10 protein-coding genes and 4 pseudogenes are annotated in these 15,566 nt (G+C 59.0%); 9 read left to right on the top strand and 5 right to left on the bottom strand.

Annotated features, from left to right (window positions below; genetic code table 11):
• Nucleotides 1-151: 151 nt before the first annotated feature.
• Nucleotides 152-4,225 carry a tetratricopeptide repeat protein gene (locus BHMPCIPO_RS31220; RefSeq protein ID WP_173520689.1) on the bottom strand — a complete coding sequence of 1,358 codons (4,074 nt, stop codon included), beginning with the start codon at nucleotides 4,223-4,225 and terminating at the stop codon, nucleotides 152-154.
• A gap of 557 nt (nucleotides 4,226-4,782) precedes the next feature.
• On the opposite strand from BHMPCIPO_RS31220, the gene BHMPCIPO_RS31215 reads away from it, so the two are divergent.
• From BHMPCIPO_RS31215 to BHMPCIPO_RS31195, 5 genes and pseudogenes are all read left to right on the top strand, one after another.
• Nucleotides 4,783-5,955, top strand: a complete 1,173-nt coding sequence (locus BHMPCIPO_RS31215) for a site-specific integrase (protein ID WP_173520688.1) — start codon at nucleotides 4,783-4,785, stop codon at nucleotides 5,953-5,955.
• 23 nt (nucleotides 5,956-5,978) lie between these two features.
• Nucleotides 5,979-6,246: pseudogene (locus BHMPCIPO_RS33735) on the top strand (hypothetical protein); the annotation flags it as partial.
• A gap of 821 nt (nucleotides 6,247-7,067) precedes the next feature.
• Nucleotides 7,068-8,207: a glycosyltransferase gene (locus tag BHMPCIPO_RS31205; protein ID WP_312033084.1), complete on the top strand. Its 1,140-nt coding sequence runs from the start codon at nucleotides 7,068-7,070 to the stop codon at nucleotides 8,205-8,207.
• A gap of 310 nt (nucleotides 8,208-8,517) precedes the next feature.
• Nucleotides 8,518-9,381, top strand: a complete 864-nt coding sequence (locus BHMPCIPO_RS31200; protein ID WP_246304772.1) for an alpha/beta fold hydrolase — start codon at nucleotides 8,518-8,520, stop codon at nucleotides 9,379-9,381.
• Between the two features lie 91 nt (nucleotides 9,382-9,472).
• Nucleotides 9,473-9,556, top strand: a pseudogene (locus tag BHMPCIPO_RS31195) (IS5/IS1182 family transposase); the annotation flags it as partial.
• Between the two features lie 379 nt (nucleotides 9,557-9,935).
• On the opposite strand, the gene BHMPCIPO_RS31190 reads toward BHMPCIPO_RS31195, so the two are convergent.
• The gene (locus BHMPCIPO_RS31190) at nucleotides 9,936-10,613 is read right to left on the bottom strand and encodes a hypothetical protein (RefSeq protein ID WP_173520686.1); all 678 of its coding nucleotides are present in this window, start codon (nucleotides 10,611-10,613) and stop codon (nucleotides 9,936-9,938) included.
• A 398-nt stretch (nucleotides 10,614-11,011) separates the two neighbouring features.
• Between BHMPCIPO_RS31190 and BHMPCIPO_RS31185 the strand changes: the two genes are divergently transcribed.
• A complete protein-coding gene (locus BHMPCIPO_RS31185) occupies nucleotides 11,012-11,365 on the top strand; it encodes a DUF4158 domain-containing protein (protein WP_282439121.1) in 354 nt (117 codons plus the stop codon).
• Nucleotides 11,366-11,596: 231 nt separating this feature from the next.
• Nucleotides 11,597-12,514, top strand: coding sequence for a recombinase family protein (locus BHMPCIPO_RS31180; protein ID WP_173520831.1), 918 nt, complete (start codon nucleotides 11,597-11,599; stop codon nucleotides 12,512-12,514).
• On the opposite strand, the gene BHMPCIPO_RS31175 is transcribed toward BHMPCIPO_RS31180, so the two are convergent.
• Both BHMPCIPO_RS31175 and BHMPCIPO_RS31170 read right to left on the bottom strand, forming a co-directional pair.
• Nucleotides 12,501-12,818 (bottom strand): hypothetical protein, encoded by a 318-nt coding sequence (locus BHMPCIPO_RS31175; protein ID WP_173520684.1) that lies wholly within the window; start codon nucleotides 12,816-12,818, stop codon nucleotides 12,501-12,503. The two genes, BHMPCIPO_RS31180 and BHMPCIPO_RS31175, sit on opposite strands and share 14 nt — an antisense overlap.
• Before the next feature lie 29 nt (nucleotides 12,819-12,847).
• Nucleotides 12,848-13,645, bottom strand: a pseudogene (locus tag BHMPCIPO_RS31170) (NAD(P)-dependent oxidoreductase); the annotation flags it as partial.
• 122 nt (nucleotides 13,646-13,767) lie between these two features.
• Between BHMPCIPO_RS31170 and BHMPCIPO_RS33560 the strand changes: the two are divergent.
• Nucleotides 13,768-13,962 (top strand): hypothetical protein, encoded by a 195-nt coding sequence (locus BHMPCIPO_RS33560; RefSeq protein ID WP_173520830.1) that lies wholly within the window; start codon nucleotides 13,768-13,770, stop codon nucleotides 13,960-13,962.
• A 131-nt stretch (nucleotides 13,963-14,093) separates the two neighbouring features.
• Here BHMPCIPO_RS33560 and BHMPCIPO_RS31160 read toward each other — a convergent pair.
• Nucleotides 14,094-14,282, bottom strand: a pseudogene (locus BHMPCIPO_RS31160) (IS5/IS1182 family transposase); the annotation flags it as partial.
• Between the two features lie 65 nt (nucleotides 14,283-14,347).
• Here BHMPCIPO_RS31160 and BHMPCIPO_RS31155 point away from each other — a divergent pair.
• Nucleotides 14,348-15,505, top strand: coding sequence for an IS110 family RNA-guided transposase (locus BHMPCIPO_RS31155; protein ID WP_173520683.1), 1,158 nt, complete (start codon nucleotides 14,348-14,350; stop codon nucleotides 15,503-15,505).
• Nucleotides 15,506-15,566: the final 61 nt, after the last annotated feature.

The following is a 15,566-nucleotide window of genomic DNA, read 5'->3' as shown; positions in this document are numbered from 1 at the left end:
CGGGAAGGCTCAAGCACGACTCGAAGATGGGGTTATGTCTAACGAGTTGCGACAGGTTGTTGAGGCTGTAATTTTCCGACTCTGTGAGCAAACCAAACTTGCAAACTGCGGCCCTTTGGCGTTCCGGATCTGACTTCCCCGTGGTCCCGGATTACCTTCCCTTGCGTTTACCGCGGCGGTGTTTGGGCGGCGAGAGTCGCGGCGGAGCAACGTAGGGCGGGGCTTGAGGCGCAACTATCACCATGTTGCTGCGCCGACGCCTTCGGTGACGACGGACCACCTCAACCGTGCTCTCGCTGCTTAGAATTTGCGCGATAGTATACCGGACCCCATACATGTTCAACGAGCGGGCGGCGAGAAGCATATCATCCACCGGCAGAAAATGCCCCTTTACCCAGTCCAGGATGTAGCTACGTTCCGTCGTACCGACGCTGTTGTACACCAGCGCTACGGTGAAGCTCCAATTTTCTGGTCCGTGACGGATGAGTTTTTCCAGAAGGAGCCCCAGCGCGCTTACTATTAAGCCGGGCCGCCGACCACTCCGGGCACGTGCGATCTTCGTAAAATTGATTACCACCTCAGCGTGGGCGACGATATCGGCGTCGGGGGTGCCGATAAAGTCAGCCGCAGCCTCGAAATCTTGAAGCGTGTCGTCCTTTGCAAGGGCAATGAGTTCGGCAAACAAAGGCCCATTGACTGTCAGATGACCATGGCGAAGCCGGCCCAGATCGACGGTCTTCGCAACGTAACGCTCGGTTGTAAGCGCGCCGGTGCTGACCGAGCCCACGAGAACGCTTTGAAGCCAAACGCCGGGAACCGACCATGCATTCGCTGCAATCTGCCGGAAGTACATGTCTTCAGATAGAAGTACGTGGCCGCGATTTGCTAGTACTGCCGCATCCATGACGTTTGAGCCGAAATTCGCGATGAAAACCTCGGCAATCGCATTTCGTTGATTTGGGGCGGTAACGGCCTCTACGATGCAGTTAACTTCTATCTTATCACGTTGTGCGCGGATGTAGTCTTGCCACTCCGCGAAGCGTTCTCGCGTGAGTTCGTCCCTGTAGAATTCCCCGCCGCGCCAGGATAGCGAAAACTCCCGTTCCGAAAAATCATCGCCGCCCTTCAGGACGACCAAGTCGTCGAATACGGACTGGGAGATGTAGAGGCTACCGAAAGTCTCCTTCAGGACATCGAAGATATCCATAGATGCGGCGGTCCATGCCGCATAAGTGTCCAGCACCGCCCCCCGCCCCCGGTACTCTTCGATGATTTCCTGAGCTTGGGATTGCTCGAGATCCTGGCCGACACATGAACGGATTTTCTCACCGATGGCCCTGAGGTAGTCTGCGAAGGCAATTGGCGACCGCTCGAACTTTCGGGCAACCATGTGGAAAGGGACATGGTGCTTCAGGTACAAGTCTGCGCGAGCTCTCTCGCTCTCCCCGTGAGACTTTATCTGGTCCAGGATGGGCCCGACATCGTCCCCCTTGGTCGTAAAGGCATAAAGACCACCCGCGTCGGGAAACCGCGTCTGATAGTTCTCCATGATGTCGTGGAGCGCATGGAGATACTTGTGCTTTATCTCTTCGATCTTCCAGACAGGCTGGTCTCCCAAAGCGCGCTCTTCGCTAAACGTTTCTCCCACCTGCTTCCCGATGGAGAGGCTGGCGAGCGGGTGGCGAGGCGAGACATACCCTCCCGTTGGGTCGTCTTCGCCATTCTCGATGATGAAGGCAAAACCACGATGGTCCTGTCTGCTGAGCCTCACCCATGTATCGAGGGCGACGACCGGGCTGGACGGGATCGATATCCTGTCCTCAGAGCCAAGGATTAGGATTGCGTACTTCCGTGCGACTTCTGCGTTGTTCGGATTTGAGCGCAGTACATCGTAGGCGTACTTCAAGGCCTCATCGCCGCGCCCCACGCGACTAAGCTCGTGCGCGATATCGAGCATTTCTCCAGGCTCACCAGGCATCGTCAAGAGCTTGTCAATCGAAAGGGCCGCGGCGATTTCGCTGGCGCGGTCCTGCCTCTTCAAAAGCACGATCAAGGTCAGGACGGCATCTATGTCAGGCTTCGTATCGAGGAGGCGCCGTGTAAGCTCTTCTGCTTGGGAAAGCGCACCATAGTTGAAGTACATCCTTCCTTCTGCACGCATATAGAACGGCTTAGAGCGTATCTCGGTCGGGAGGCGATGGAAAAACGCAGTCGCTCTTTCACGCGTTGGTCTCTCGTTCACAAGACCCAGGGCAAGTGATCGCAGTTCCTCGGAGTCGCGGTTTTCGTCTATCCGTCCGTCAAGGATGTCGGCTGCATCGCTCCAATGCCCCTTCCTTGCTGCGTAAGTTGCCGTCATTATCCGCCCGGAATGGTGCGTGGTGTCGTTCACCGCATTGATGGCATTTCGCCACGCTTCCTCTGCCAGCCCGTCCATTTTCAAAGTGTCGCAATACTGCGCTACAAGGATGCTCAGTCTGGGATCGTCCGACGCATCTCGCACCAAGTCTTTCAGGGCCGTTTCGAGGTCCGCCGGGGGAGATAGGGCGAGCTTGGCAAAGCGCAGCGCCAAATCGCAAATCCGCCGCTCCGACTGGGGTACAGCTTCAAGCGTCAACGGATCGATTGCCGACAGCGTCTGCCAGTCATTGCTCGCGACAGCAGTTTGAAAGACCATCAGAGTTTTATCAGGCCCATCGACCAGCTTCGGCAGAAGTTCGTCGATGATCGGATCGCCAGTCTCAAAAGCGGCGCCGGCCGCACGGAGAATGAAGGCACTATCATTACCGAAAAGCGGGATGCCCTCCCTGACCAGCTCCATCGCCGATTTACGGTCTCCGCTGATGCGATAGGCCAGCAGCAGGTTGCAGCAGACAGCGCTGTCTGCATCGTCGACCTCGCCCTCCGCGGTCCTTATGCGTTTCCATACATCGGAGAGCTTCGAGATCGCTTGCTCCAAGTCGATCCGCTGCCGCTCAGTGAGCCTGCCGGAATGGAGGTACTCCTTGTCCTCGCAGATCGCATCGATGACGGCTTCGGCGGAGAGCCGCTTGGCGAACGGATCATCAGGAAAACGAATGCCGGCGTTGACCGCTATGCTCCTCCACTTCAGCGACAACCGGTGTCGATAGAAATGAGCCAGCGAATTGAGAACACCCGGCGTTTCGCGGTCGCTTTCGGGAATGAGTGATAGCGGGTCATCGATAGTGTCATCGAACCTGGCAGCCTGAACGACGTGCGCCGACAGGTGTTCGTCGGCCGCCCTCGAGAGCATGTTCTCCCGCCCCATTGCAAGGACACCAGAATAGTCGCCTTGCAACAGCAGGGCAAAAGCCTTGTTTGCGATCGCCTTCGGCTCGGTCGGCGCATGGGAATGGGCTTCCAACAGAAGCGCCACAGCTTCTTCGCTCTTTCCCGATGCGAGCAGACAGTTCGCGATGTTTGCCTTGATCCTGAAAAGGATGCGACCCGAGGCCGTGCCTTCAACACGGTCCAGCAAGCGCTGGAACTGAGCCAAGGCGGTTATTGCTTTTCCGTCGTTTGCGATTGTCCGGTAGCCGTCTATCTCCGCGTCCAACTGAACTTCGACGGCCGCTACGCTGCCCTGTGTACTCTCAGCAATCGCCGCCAATATCTGTTTGCTGGACTCTCGCAAGTCGTTCCCGACCTGCATTAATCCGCTCGCCATCTCCCCACGGGTTAAGTCCTGTACCGTGCGCACCTCTGAGATTTCAGTACGAATTTCAGCCGAGTACACACCGTAACTCGGGTCAAACGCGCGCATCGCTTCCGGGAACTGGGCAACCTTCTCCGAGATGGTCCCCCACCCCCATACGTAGAAGAGGATATCGCGCCCATTATCGGCCTGTTCGACGGCGAGTTCGTCGGCCAGTACCTGCAGGTCGTTGTCGTCCGGCGCGGTGGTCAGAATGAAGTATTCCGTGAGAGCCGGTTTGAAACCCAGAGCTTTTCTGAACTCTTCCCGGACCTCCGTTTCCGTAAGCTTCGTCCGTTCGCTCTTGAGCTTGCATTGTATTCCGACGGGTTTTCTGACGTTTTGCTTTCGATACCCGCGAAGGTCGACACCGTTTTGGGCCTGGCCACGACGACCGACCTTGAAGACATTGGGATCGTCCAGGATGCATTGCCACAAGATCAGGCAATTGCTTTCGAAGTCCTGTTCGTTGGCTGGTTTCGGTATCTGGGTTCCTGCTGTCGATGCCATGCTTCTGTATCAGTTCGAACCAGATGAGAGCGTCCGCACCTAGAGATTGCACGATTGTCTATTGACTTCCAGCGAATGTTCTACTTGCGTTCGCGCCATCCACAAACGGCACTGACATTCCAGTAGCCGCTTTCTCCCGCTCGACACTTCGCAGGCGAGATGGGCGCACGAATTATCATCCGCAGAGAAGCGCGGATGCTTTCCGTCGAATGCGCCTATCCAACTAGCCCATGCCCTTAAGCATCCGGAATAACCCGAGCTGCGAATGCCCATCGTTTCCCAGCGCATCTGCCACACCAAATCCGCCCCGGTTACGCGCTTTTGCCAGAACCTTGGTGATCTTAGGTTAACATTAACCATATGAATTATCGTCCTTAATTTCATAAACGGAAGTAAATCATCTGCATACTTCCGTCATATGGACGCCAATTTTCATGGCTATCACTATCGATAGGTTTCAAGTATCGATAGTGATGGATCTTGGTGCTCAGAAGCGCTAGAATCGGGGCAAATCACGGCCGCGTCGGCCAGTCTAACGCTGAATTTTGGACCCTCTGATGCCAAAACGCCCCCTCCCCTCGGTTCCCTCTGACGCCGTGCTCAAGCGGTCGGAACAGCTCGACGCTCTCGATGCGATCCTCCCCTTTGATCGTCGCGACCACCTCGCCGCCATTCTAACCGACGATGATGTCGAGACGCTCAAGCACCTCGCATCGGAAGGCATGGGCCAGAACACGATGCGGGCATTCGCCTCCGACCTCGCCTATCTCGAGGGTTGGTGTTTGCTCGCCACGGGAGACACCTTGCCCTGGCCCGCGCCCGAAAGCCTGCTGCTCAAGTTCGTCGCCCATCATCTGTGGGATCCCGTGAGGCGCGCTGAGGACCCCGGCCATGGCATGCCTGCGGATGTCGAGGAAGGTCTACGTGCCCAGGGCCTTCTCAAATCCCTCGGCCCCCATGCGCCAGGCACCGTACGTCGGCGCCTGACCTCATGGTCGATCCTGACCCGTTGGCGCGGGCTCAAGGGAAATTTCTCGGAACCGTCACTCAAGAGTGCGCTCCGCCTCGCAGTCCGCGCCGCGGCTCGGCCGCGCCACCGCAAGAGCAAGAAGGCCGTGGCCGGGGACGTCTTGTCTCAGTTGCTGACGGCCTGCAGCGGCGACCGTCAGGTTGATCTCCGCGATCGCGCTTTGCTGCTGGTCGCCTTTGCCTCGGGCGGCCGCCGCCGTTCCGAGGTCGCAGCGCTTCGAGTTGAGGACCTGCACGACGAGGATCCCGTACCTCTCGATCCCAAAGATCCGGACTCGACCCCCCTACCCAGTTTGACGATACATCTCGGTCGCACGAAGACGACCGATGCCGGCGATGATGCCTCCGTCGTACTGATCGGCCGGCCGGTGCTTGCTCTAAGAAAATGGCTTGCGGCCGCTAGCATCCAAGCCGGGCCTATATTCCGCAAGATTGATCAATGGGGCAACATCAATCGGCGGGCGATCACGCCGCAGACCGTCAATCTCGTAGTCAAGACGCGCGCAAAACAGGCGGGACTCGATCCGACAATGTTTTCGGCGCACGGCCTGCGCTCGGGCTATCTCACGGAGGCTGCCAATCGCGGCGTTCCCCTCCAGGAGGCAATGCAGCAATCGCTGCACAAATCCGTCGCTCAGGCTGCCGGCTATTACAATGATGCCGAGCGCCGGATGGGGCGCGCTGGCCGGCTCTTCACCTGACCCCATGGGGATTTCGACCGGGCATCGATTACGTCGCCAAATTGCTCGAAGAAGATTCCGAACTCCTTCAGGCGATCGTCAGCAACCATGACAACCTGAGCTACGGCAGCATCATCAGCGTCTACACCGGGCAGGACGAGGCGATAACTTCGCTTACCCGGGGCGGAATTTCAGAGCTGGAGCAAATGCTTGCCCATGCTCGCCGCACCGCTGACGAATGGAACCGACTTCCTCGAAGGCTTCGTCGATGACGTGGAACTCATCGCTCGCATCAAAGCGAAATCTCCGCGGCAGCAACCGGCCACCGTCGGAGGGATACATTCGTTCGAACCACAGGAATGCGCCAACGACTTCGCTGCGGCCGGATATGATCCCAACTAAAATTCGACGTGCTCTGGCCCAAAAAAGCAGATCACCACCACTTATAGCGGACGCTTGGATCTGCGGCACCGGGCGCTGCGCTCCTGCCAAGCTGGGCACCTCCGACCCGAAAAGCTGGTGTAGCAGGAGCGAGGTACTTAGACTGAGGTTGAGGAGCGCAGCAGGTCATGCTGCTCACAGATGGAAACTATTCAATCAATCAATTTTACTTAGCTTCTCGAACACCTTAAGAAACGCAGAAGAAGCGAAAGCCCTTAAGCAAGGGGATCCGCACCCTCGTGAGCTGGAGGACAATTGAGGCTTCGACAAGGCAATGGAGAAGAATGGGTCTGGCGCAAATTCTCATGACGTGTTTCGCCTTTTTGGCGGCGGCCTGGCAACTGGCTCCTACGGTGCCCATTCTGTCGGCTCGATGCAGTCGAACTGTGTGCTAGTGGTTTACGCCAGGGTTTGATCGCGGGCGACGGCGGTAAACGGAGCGCCTGTTATTCTACCGGGAAGGTCCCGCTGAGGGAAGTGTTACGATCGATCGTAGACCTCGCCTTGAGTTTCACCGTCATTGGTCATGATTCGACGGCGGCTGCCTGATTACCAACCGGGTTCTATTCAAAACTAAGATGAGGTGTGTTGTGTATAGCTTCCTTCTTGCATCCTGGGGGACGTCGGGTAATCTGAGTCCGTTGCTTACTGCGGCCCGACGACTGCAACAGCGCGGCCATAGCGTCCGCGTCATGGCTGATCCAGTGATGCAGAGTGAAGTGGCTGCGGCGGGCTTCGAATTCGTGTCCTGGCGGCGTGCCCCGATAGGCGTCGAAGCGGACCCGACTGACTTTTCGGACATCCGTGACTGGTTCCAAAAGGCGGTGTTCGGCCCCGCGCCAGCCTATGCGGCCGATATCCGGGATGAGACCGTCCGCATCCCGACGGATGCTGTGATTGCTATCGATCTATTGTTCGGTGCCGTATTGGGCGCCGAAGCTGCGGGCGTGCCCATCGCAATGTTGGCACCCCATGTCAGCCTTCGCCCTCTCCCGGGGACTCCGCCGGTCACCAGCGGCTTCGTGCAGCCGCAGACGCCAAAAGAACGGATCGCGGCCGCGGCGGCGAGTGAAGGCTGGGCGTGCTTTTTGAACCAGTTCCTTCCACTTTTAAACGAGGCGCGCGCCGGCCTTGGCCTCTGCGGCTTAGACAAGACGGTGGATTTGTTCCAGTGTGCCAATCGGTACTTGCTCGCGATCAGTGAGACCTTCGACTTTGCAGCCGACTCCCTGCCCGATAACGTTCGTTATGTCGGGCCACTGCTCGATCAACCGAATTGGTCAAAGGGCTGGGAGGCTCCCTGGCCTGTGGAGGCCGATCGACCTCGTGTGCTTGTCGCCTGCAGCACCGGGGCTCAAGGTCAAGACGAATTGGTTCAGCGGATCATTAGCGCACTGGGTACGCTGGACGTGTACGCAGTAGCGACCATCGGCCCCAACGTTGACTCGAGAAAACTGGCGGCTCCCAGGAACGTGCATCTGCTGCACGGTGCACCGCATGACGTCGTGATGAAGGAAGTCTGCCTCGTCGTGACGCAGGGCGGCCACGGCACCGTCAGCCGCGCGCTGATAAACGGTCTGCCACAATTGGTGCTCCCCAACGGGCGCGACCAAGGGGATAATGCCGCGCGAGTTGTGTCGAAGGGAGCTGGTCTAAGCCTACCGTCGAGTGCCCGTGAGGCCGAGATCGCCGACGCCGTCAGTCGGCTACTTCAGGAACCGCGCTACCGTAATGCGGCCCGACGTTTGGGCGATGCCATGAAAGATGAAATCGCCGCCTCCAGCCTCGTAGACGAATTGGAGGCGATGGTGGCAAATAGGCGCGTTGCCTGAACGCACCCACGTCATTCCGTCGATGCTTCTGCACCGGGCCAAGTGACATTCATCCCCTCTTGGTGCCTCTTACAGACCATTGTGTCCCAGCATCAGCCGGTTCCTATTTGCCGAGGCTCAGGACCAATTGATACGGTCTTCCGCTTTCGATCGGACCGTCTGCTTTCGGGACAATCAATCGGGCTACGCCCCCCGGAGAAGGATCGACCCACGCTTCGCCTCCGCGATCTGACCGTCGTTCGTTGTCCATTCTCCGCTATGGGCACAATCATCTACCCTTTGGAAGGCAACATAGAGAAAGGAGCCGCACTTGAAGAACGCAGCTCGACCGAGCCTCATCCTCATGAAGCGCGCCGGGGTGTGCCTCGCACACTTCGAAGCAAGACCGGCTTCACCCCGGAGTCCACCGCTAGTCTTAGTTCACGGCTGGACAGGCGATCACAGGATATTCACGCCGCAGATCGAATATTTTGCTCACAGTCGGAACGTTATAGCAGTCAACCTTCGCGGTCACGGGGAGAGCGACGCACCGAAGCAAGAGTACACGATCCAGGGTTTTGCCGATGACGTAGCATGGCAATGCGCCGAGCTGAAGCTGGAGAAACCGCTGATCATCGGCCACAGCATGGGTGGATCGGTCGCACTTGAGCTGTGCGGGCGCCATCCAGACCTGGTCTCGGGTCTGGTGATGATCGATTCCATTGTCACACCAGGATCGGCGTTGCGCGAAAACCCCGACGTCGCTCGTTTGCTGGATGAAATTTCCGGTCCCAACTACCGGGCGGTTTTGCGGAAAAATGCGTTGTCCATGGCCGTCGACTACGACGATTCTGCCACGCGAGAGCGCATTCACAACATCTACATCCAGCCTTCGTGCGAGAAGACACCGCAGCACGTGGCCTATTCGGCAATCCGTAATTACATTCTAAAATATGACGCGTCTCCGGCCGCATCGCGTTGTAAAGTCCCGATGGCCTACATATCGGCGGATGTGCCGTTAGTGAACGCTACGCGGGATCTCGACTGGCTAAAGGCTCGTTGTTCACAGCTCATCATAGCCAAGACGTTGTTGGCTGGCCATTTCAACCCCATCGAAGTGGCTGACCAGGTGAACGCAATGCTCGACCGCTTCCTAGCAGTCGGCCTCCGACACCGCGCCACTAAGCATATGTGACGTGGCTTCGGTCATATATCCAGGGTTCCTACGATTCATACGATTTCAGCCATTGCGATGCGGAGCGGGGCGATGGGTATCAGGCGACGAACTGAGCGAGACGCAGTGGGCACGGATAGCGGCGTTGCTGCCGGGCAAAGCTGGTGATCCTGGTCGGACCGGCGCCGATGACCGGAGGTGTGTGTAGATTGTCGATCCTCTCAGACCTCCGCACATGCCACCTGGCTGCGGCATCCTCGCGATCCTTGTTCGGATTGGAATCGATCGCGACGGCCTTGGCACTACTGACGCTGCTGCAAGGACTTGTAGAATGCACGCGGTGCACCAGGCGCGGGCTCAAATGTGAAGCAGTCACAGTAGTTGTCGATCGCCTGCATGACACCCAACAGGGCAGCACCGGTGAAACTCAACGTCTGCCCCGTGCCCAATGGCTCAGGAAGTTGCCCACGATCGTCGCCATATTAGTATTGAGACCAGCTACCTGTGCGGGTTCAAGAACAAGCCTATTCGCGGCCTGGTGCAACCTCACAGCCGCATCGATGGCGCCCAGGAACTCACTCGCCAGCTGCTTGTTTTCGTTGAATGCTGCCATAGGATGACCGCAAAACCGCATGCACCCGGCTCTGATAGGAACCGCCGGCCTTGTACTCGTGGACAACCGCAGCAAGTACCACCTGATCAGCGACGGGAAAGATGACATCACACACACCCCGTCCGGTGTCGCATCGGCAATCCGCGCCAGAATGTCGCTCCTTGCCGTGGACCTTCTGAAAATCCTTCGCGATCGTCTTGACGACCCTGCGTTCCGCCGTCGTCGCCATCTTGTGCACCGTCTCGATCAGAAGATCGACAACAGCGTCGACGATTTCCCGCTCGTGCCGAACAAGATAGATCGCGTAGAGGCCGAGCCGGCGCGGTTCTGGATGCCGGCGCACCTCGCGGGCAGTCTCCTGGCCGATCGGACGATAGAGTTGTTCCAAAAGTGGGGCGCCGCCAACGCCAACCAGATCTGCGGGAAGCCGCAGCGACCGGATGAAGGAAAGCCGTTCCGCCACGGCAAGGATGCTTTCCAGCCCAACCCGGCCAGGATCCGCCTTCATCGTGTTGAAGCCAGTCGCACCGTCCGGCTCGGCCAGTGAAGCCTCCAGTTTCGTGATCGCGTCTACATGCAGCCCGGCGGCGATCCGTTCTAGCAAGGCGCTTTCAAAGCCGCGCCGCACCGAGCGGACCAATCGTATCACCTCGCCGTCAGCCGGACTTTGGAGACCATAATCCCGGCCCGCTCGGGAGCGGTCCAGTCCACTCGATCAGGCAAATGAGTTCGCTGAATAAGGCTGAGAATGGGGGCTGAAAAGCCCAGATTTCCGGGGAATCCACCGATCCAGGACGACCGACATTATCTGCTTGGCCCGGTGCGTACGTCGCTGCGAAAGCGGCCAACTGCAAGACTAAAAAGAGAATCTTCTGCTTCGGTGTTGAAGGGAACATACTCGCACGCACAGATAGCCATCGGAAGGCTACCGTGGGAGCGTGGCGTGCAGCAGAATTGGGATGGCGCGGAACTCGCCAGATGGTGGAGCCTCAACTTTGATGAACTCGCGCTAATCGAGACACGCCGTTACGAACCAGGCTGGGTTTTGCTGCGCAGATGAAGATGTACCGCTGGGCGGCAAGATTTATAGATCACGCAAGTGAGATTCCAGCGGAGCCTGTTGCTTATCTTGCCGAGCAGCTTTCCGCCGCGCTGAGTGATCTCGATGGCTACGACTGGGCTGGCCGGACCGGCCGCCGCCATCGGGAAGAGATATTAGCCCTCCTCGGCCTCCGGCGCATGACAGCGGATGATCGGGCTGCACTTGTTGCTTGGCTCGAACAAGAGATTTGCCCCACGGCAATCTCCTCAGCGGAGATGGTTGAGCAGGTTTGTCTGTGGTGGCCGGCGCGACGCGCCACCGCACACTTTTTCAGCGTCAAGGCTCGCTGAAGCGACGGGGCGATGCTCGGCCTCCTTCAAAACGGCTGGTTTTGCAGCGTTTCGCCCACAGAGGTCCGCTGGCGCGCTTTCCCGACCTTCGGGCGCAGACCGCTCGTTACAGACCCAATTTCGCGCCGTACGGCCTTCCGTTTCGATCATAAAACACGCTTGCAAAGGAACAATTTCTCACGCATTCCTTATCTGTACAAAGCACCTCCAAACGAGACCGTTAAAGGCGCGATGGCGAAGCGACAAACAGTTAACGTCCAACAGCCTCTCAAGCGGCTGATCGGCTACGCCCGCGTGTCGACGGACGACCAGGTCCACGATGCCCAAATCGATGAGCTGCGGGCCGCCGGCTGCGATCGGATCTATCAGGAGCACGGCTCCGGGGCATCGCGCGCCCGACCGGTCTTGACGCGGCTGCTCGGCGAGCTCACCGCGGGAGACGTCCTCGTCGTCGTCCGTCTCGATCGGCTGGCCAGATCGGTGAGTCATCTCTTGTCGGTGATCGAAGACCTCGAGGAGCGTGGCGTGCATTTCCGGTCGATCCGCGACCCGATCGATACCTCGACGCCACAAGGCATGTTCTCCCTCCAGGTTCTCGGCGCGGTCGCCCAGCTCGAGCGGGCGCTGATCGCCGAGCGAACGAAGGCCGGCATCAAGGCGGCGAAGGCACGCGGCAAGCTTCCTGGAAACCCCGGCCTGCGCGAACGACGACCGGAGGCTATCAAAGCAGTCTCAAAGGCACGCGAGAAACTCTATCTCGACGTGCTCATTGCGTCCGCGCAGACGTGGCTGCCGATGGTGCGGCAACTGCGGCCGCGGCACAGTTGGGACAATGTCGTGCGGGTGCTCAATCGCCGCGGCCACGACTGGACGGTCGAGCGCCTTCGTCGCGCCGTTCATCGCTTGGTCCGCGAAAAACTCGCGGAAAAAGAACTCCTGGCTCGGTCCCCTCGCCGCGCGCCCGAGGACCATCTGATGAAGTTGGTGGCGGCGATCGCCATTGCCGATCCCGATCTGTCGCTACGCGACATTGCCGCGCAACTGGACCAGATGGGAGAACGACCTGTGCACGGCGGCAAGAAATGGCAGCCCTCCTCCGTCCGCAACCTGTTGGACGAAGCTCACCGGTTTGGCCTCATCCGCCACTGAAGGCACGGTTCATCAGGCGACCGATTATGCGGTGCTTTTTATTGCCGCTGCTGGGCGGCATGGACTTCCAGGCTTGGCTCTGGAGGATCTGCAGCGCCTGGCGACGGTAGTCGCTATCGGTCCGCAGCTTCAGCTCAGTGCTGTCAACCTGGAACGCGGCGGTGGGTTCTTCCGGTCTCTGTTCGCCCTCCCCTCCCCGAAAGTTCCTGAACGCCTCATGCAGGAACGGCGGAGCAGCTCCGGCCGCACGCGGCTCCACCAGGCTTGCGATCTCAGCGATGGCAACCAAACCAAAGGTGATCATTCGCTGATGCGCTGAGCCCCGGTCAGTTGTCAGTAGAGTAATCGCGTTCGTATCGTTCCAGGAATTTCGCGTAGGGCCTGAAGAATCTCGTCGGCATTCGCGGAAATTCCTTCGGCCTCCACCACCACATAGCCCGTGTCGCCATGCGTCTGAAGGAACTCAGCGACGATGTTCAACCCGCGCGACGAGAAGATCTCGTTGAGCTGGATGAGCACGCCGGGACGGTTTTCATGTACGTGAATGAAGCGCGTGCCGTTCGGACGCTCGGGCAGCTGTACCTGCGGAAAGTTGACGGCGCCCATCGTTGAGCCGATGTCGGAATACTCGACCAGCTTCCTTGAAACCTCGCCGCCGATGCGCTCTTGGGCTTCCTCAGTGGAGCCGCCAATATGCGGCGTCAAAATGACATTGCTCAAGCCTTGCAACGGCGTCTCAAAACGCTCGTTGTTCGATGCCGGCTCCTTGGGGAACACGTCCACGGCGGCGCCCGCTAGATGCCCGTCTTTCAGGACTCTCGCAAGCGCATCGAGATCGACCACCGTTCCGCGAGAATTGTTGATGAAGATGGCGCCCTTCTTCATGCGGCGCAGTTCGGTTTCAGTGATCATGTTATGCGTCGAGGGTGTTTCGGGAACGTGCATTGTCACATAGTCAGAGATTTCGAGAAGGTCGCCGAGCGAGGCCATCGACTCCGAATTGCCCCGGCGCAGCCGATCGGAAAGATCGAAGTAGCGCACGACCATGCCCATGCTTTCGGCAAGCGCGCTGAGCTGCGATCCGATATTGCCGTAGCCGACAATGCCGAGCGTTTTGCCGCGGACCTCCCGGCGCAAATCGCCGATGTGCAAAACAAATCGGCAGAAACTTCTGAATCAGGACACTAGCGCATTTGAAAGCGTGCGATACCAGTGTTGAGCGTTTGTTCGGGGGGGTCGGGCGCGTGACGGCGATGGATTGCATGGATGGGGTGCGTCTGACCTTGCACGGCGGCCGGATCCTGCACATCCGTCCTTCAGGAAACGCGCCTGAACTGCGTTGCTACGTTGAGGCAGAGGACCGGGGTACCGCCGAACATCTGCTTTCTCAAGCATTGGCAGTACTTAACAATTGGGCTGAAGAATGCGCTAAGATCGACCGGATTTAAGCGCTCGAGCGTGGGGCCGCCTCGGCATCATGAACCAAGTCATTTGGCTTCGGGGGCGCTCGTCTGCGCCTTCAGACGCGCCAGTGCGGGGACTGTCGGCGCGTTGTTAGTCGATCGTGAAGAACTCGCTTTCAGGCAGTTTGCTGCGGCGTTGGTCGGCTCTGGAACGTGAACAGTAGTGCGGCGAACAGACACAAAAGTTGCCTGAACCATCGCAGCAGGAGGGAGAAGTTGTATCCGGCGGCGGCCAGAACGGCATTGACGGCATCCCCCTGTTCGCCAGCGAGATAATTCCGGTCCATTCTGTGTTCGCTTTTGAGAAGCTATGCGGGAAAGCGGCGAGGTGGCACCATCGTCGTACGAACAACCCGGAAGATAGACGATCATGTCCAAAATCGAAGATCTCAGCCGCTCAATAACTGTATTGGATCAAGCTCGCACTGTGCTCGTCGTTGTCGAAATGAGTCAGAATAGCTGGCTGGTGGCCGGAATGCTTCCCGGCGTTCAGCGACACCCCCTCAAGAAGCTCGATCCCGATCCCGACGCTTTGCTCGGTATGATCAGGCGCTGGCGATCGGAGGCGGAGGCTGCGGGCATGCCGATAGACCGGGTCGCGCTGGCCTTCGAGGCTGGGCGAGACGGCTTCTGGCTAGCCCGGTGGCTACAGACGCGAGGCATAGAGGCGCACGTCATTCATTCGACCAGCGTCGCCGTGAACCGTGAACACCGGCGGGCGAAGACCGACAGGCTAGACACGGCCATGCTGATGCGCGTGTTCCTGGGCTGGCTGCGTGGCGAGCGCGGCCACTGCCGCATGGTGGCGATCCCATCACTGGCGGAAGAGGATGCCAAGCGGCCGAGCCGCGAGCGGGAGAATCTAGTCAGCGAGAAAACGCGGATAGTCAATCGCATGAAAGGGGCGCTGGCTCGGCTCGGCATCCGTGGCTTCAAGCCCGAGCTTCGCCGGGCGCCGAAGAAGTTGCCGGACCTGCGCACTCCGGAAGGACAGCCGCTTCCGCCGAATATGCTGGAAGAGATGCGGCGCGACATGGCTCGGCTTGCGGTCGTGCGCGATCAGATCACGACGATTGAGAAAGCCCGGATTATCCAGCTTGAGCAGGCGCCCGGGTCGGGGTGCAACGCAATGGTCGTGCTATTGGCGCGCGTGATTGGTGTCGGGATTGAGACAGCCGACATGCTGGTCCACGAGGTGCTTAGCCGCAACCTCAGAGATCGGCGCGCGGTGGCACGTTACGCCGGCCTGACAGGCTCCCCCGACGAGAGCGGATCGAAACGACGCGAGAAGGGGTTGGCCAAGGCAGGCAACGCCCGGGTGCGACGCGGGCTGATCCAATTGGCCTGGCGCTTCCTGAGATTCCAAAAGAACAGCGAACTGACGCAATGGTTCCAGGCACGAGCGGCACAAGGCGCGCGCAAAACGACGATGATCGTGGCGCTCGCACGCAAGTTGCTCATCGCGCTCTGGCGATTGGTTACCATCGGCGAAATCCCGGTGGGCGTCACATTGCGCCCGATGAACTGAACACACTGCAGGGCGCCTGACGGACCAACCGCCGTAATGACGCCCGCGTGTATCGATTCGA

It is taken from the genome of Ensifer sesbaniae (genome assembly GCF_013283665.1).
Classification (GTDB): Bacteria; Pseudomonadota; Alphaproteobacteria; order Rhizobiales; family Rhizobiaceae; genus Ensifer; species Ensifer sesbaniae.
The sequence above is the reverse complement of the archived record's forward strand: the minus strand, read 5'-3'. Positions and strand labels throughout refer to the sequence as shown.